General features: G+C 63.8%; 3 protein-coding genes. All 3 read left to right on the forward strand.

From position 1 onward, the window contains the following. Positions 1–85 precede the first annotated feature (85 nt). A complete protein-coding gene (locus tag RMO40_RS20255) occupies positions 86–1,150 on the forward strand; it encodes an ABC transporter permease subunit (protein WP_309725225.1) in 1,065 nt (354 codons plus the stop codon). A 38-nt stretch (positions 1,151–1,188) separates the two neighbouring features. Next, a complete protein-coding gene (locus tag RMO40_RS20260) occupies positions 1,189–2,517 on the forward strand; it encodes an ABC transporter substrate-binding protein (RefSeq protein WP_309725227.1) in 1,329 nt (442 codons plus the stop codon). A gap of 102 nt (positions 2,518–2,619) precedes the next feature. Beyond that, positions 2,620–3,153: ATP-binding cassette domain-containing protein (locus RMO40_RS20265; RefSeq protein ID WP_309725229.1), on the forward strand; the 534-nt coding region annotated here is incomplete at its 3' end.

The raw sequence follows: 3,153 nt of genomic DNA on the forward strand, positions 1-3,153 counted from the left end.
GTTTGCGTATGTGTTGGCGCTTGTGTTCTTGCTGATCAGGCCGCAAGGTTTGTTCGGCGAGAAGATCATCGACCGGGTCTGAGCCATGCTGTACAGAGAAAACGGCCAGTTCAAGACCAGCTACCGCGCTGACCTGCAGATCTTCCCGATCCTGCAAGACCGGGTGTTCATCATCGCCCTGCTGCTCGCGGCTTTCATCGGCGTGCCGCTGTGGGCCGACGACTACCTGGTGCGCGCGATCCTGATCCCGTTCCTGATCTTGTCGCTGGCGGCCCTGGGCCTGAACATCCTGGTCGGCTACTGCGGGCAGATCTCACTCGGCACCGGCGCCTTCATGGCGGTGGGTGCGTATGCGGCCTACAACTTCCAGGTACGCATCGAAGGCATGCCGCTGATCTTGTCGCTGCTGCTCGGCGGCTTGTGTTCCACCGTGGTGGGCGTGCTGTTCGGCATCCCGAGCTTGCGCATCAAGGGCCTCTACCTTGCGGTGGCCACGCTCGCGGCGCAGTTTTTTACCGACTGGGCGTTTCTGCGCATCAAGTGGTTCACCAACGACTCGGCCTCGGGCGCGGTGTCGGTGTCGAACCTGCAGGTGTTCGGCCTGCCCATCGCCACACCGGCCGCCAAGTACCTGTTCTGCCTCAGCTTCGTGGTGGTGTTCGCGCTGATGGCCAAAAACCTGGTGCGCAGCCACATCGGCCGCGAGTGGATGGCCATTCGCGACATGGACGTGGCCGCTGCCGTGATCGGCATCCGCCCGATGTACGCCAAGCTGACGGCGTTTGCGGTGAGCTCGTTCATCGTCGGCGTGGCCGGCGCCCTGTGGGGCTTTGTGCACCTGGGCGGCTGGGAGTCGGCGGCGTTTTCCATCGACCGCTCGTTCCAACTCTTGTTCATGGTGATCATCGGCGGGCTGGGTTCGATCATGGGCAGCTTCTTCGGCGCGGCCTTCATCGTGATCCTTCCCTTGTTGCTGAACCAGGCGCCGGCGTGGCTGGGCATCCCGATGTCGACCGCGCTGGCCGCTCACCTCGAGTCGATGATTTTTGGTGCGCTGATCGTTTTCTTTCTCATCGTTGAGCCACACGGCCTGGCGCGCCTGTGGTCGATCGGCAAAGAGAAGTTGCGGCTGTGGCCGTTTCCACACTAGCACTGGCAGACAGTGCGTTTCACCCCCTGGAGGCAGACATGAAGATGAAGTCCCTGACGATGGCCGCTGCAATCGCCGCCGTGGGCCTGGCCGCATCGAACGCGGCCTGGGCCCAGGCGAAGGAGCAGTTCTTCCCCTCGCTGGTGTACCGCACCGGCGCCTACGCGCCCAACGGCGTGCCCTTCGCCAATGGCTTTGCCGACTACTTCAAGCTGGTCAATGCCAAGGGCGGCATCAACGGCGTGAAGATCCTCAGCGAAGAGTGCGAAACGGGTTACGCCACCGACCGTGGTATCGAGTGTTATGAGCGTCTGAAGGGCAAGCACGGTGGGGCGACGGTGTTCCAGCCGCTTTCCACCGGCATCACACAAGCGCTGACCGAGAAGGTGCCGGGCGACAAGATCCCGCTGCTCACACCGGGTTATGGCATCAGCGCCTCGCAAGACGGCCTGGTCTACAAGTGGAACTTCCCGATCGCCGGCCACTACTGGGTGGCGGCCGACATCTTGATCCAGCACCTGGGCAAGAAGGAAGGCGGGCTTGACAAGCTCAAGGGCAAGAAGATCGCGCTCGTGTACCACGACAGCGGCTTCGGCAAGGAGCCCATTCCGCTGCTGCAGGAGCGCGCCAAGATGCACGGCTTCGAGCTGAGCACGGTGCCCGTCACCCACCCGGGTGTGGAGCAGAAGGCCGCGTGGTTGTCGATCCGCCAGAACCGGCCTGACTACGTGCTGTTGTGGGGCTGGGGCGTGATGAATTCCACCGCGCTCAAGGAAGCCGTGGCCACCGGCTACCCGCGCGAGAAGATGTATGGCGTGTGGTGGGCCGGTGCCGAGCCTGATGTGAAAGACGTGGGTGATGGCGCCAAGGGTTACAACGCCCTCGCGCTGCAACACGGGGCCGAGCCCAACGCCAAGGTGGTGAAAGACGTGCTCGCCACGCTGCACGCCAAGAACCAGGGCACCGGGCCGAAAGAAGAGGTCGGTACCGTGCTCTACATGCGCGGGCTGATGAGCGCCATGATCGCCGTCGAAGGTGTCAAGCGTGCGCAAGAGCGCTTCGGCAAAGGCAAGGTGATGACCGGCGAGCAGGCACGCTGGGGCTACGAAAACATGGCGCTCGACCAGAAGAAGCTCGACGCGCTGGGATTTGCCGGCGTGATGCGCCCGCTCTCGACCAGCTGCGCCGACCACATGGGCGTGGCCTGGGCGCGCATCCACACCTGGGACGGCGCGAAGTGGAACTTCACGTCGGACTGGCTGCAGGCCGATGAGCAGATCTTGAAGCCGATGCAGAAGGCGGCGGCGGACAAGTACGCGGCGGACAAGAAGATGACGCGTCGCACGCCCGAGGATTGCCAGAGCTGAGCCCCATCTCCGTTCGGGCTGAGCCTGTCGAAGCCAGCGCGCACCGCGTTGCCGGCAATTCGACAAGCTCAGTGCGAACGGAGGGTTTCGGAAAGAACCGCCATGACAGCTGCTCAGATTCTCTTGAACGTCAACGGCATCGAGGTCATCTACAACCACGTGATCCTGGTGCTGAAAGGCGTGTCGCTGCAAGTGCCCGAAGGCGGCATCGTGGCCTTGCTTGGGGGCAACGGCGCCGGCAAGACGACCACGCTGCGCGCCGTCAGCAACCTGCTGGCGGGCGAACGGGGGGCGGTGACCAAGGGCAGCATCGAGCTGCGTGGCGAGCGCATCGAAGCGCTGTCGACCTCGGAGATGGTCAACCGCGGCGTGATCCAGGTGATGGAGGGCCGGCACTGTTTCGCCCACCTCACCATCGAAGAAAACCTGATGACCGGCGCTTACACCCGGCGCGACGGCAAGGCGGCGGTGGCGCAGACGCTGGAGAAGGTCTACAACTACTTCCCGCGTTTGAAAACGCGCCGCAGCTCGCAGGCGGCCTACACCTCGGGCGGCGAGCAGCAGATGTGCGCCATCGGCCGCGCGTTGATGGCCAATCCGAAGATGGTGCTGCTGGACGAGCCCTCAATGGGCCTG

It is taken from the genome of Rhizobacter sp., assembly GCF_031412075.1.
GTDB lineage: Bacteria > Pseudomonadota > Gammaproteobacteria > Burkholderiales > Burkholderiaceae_C > Rhizobacter.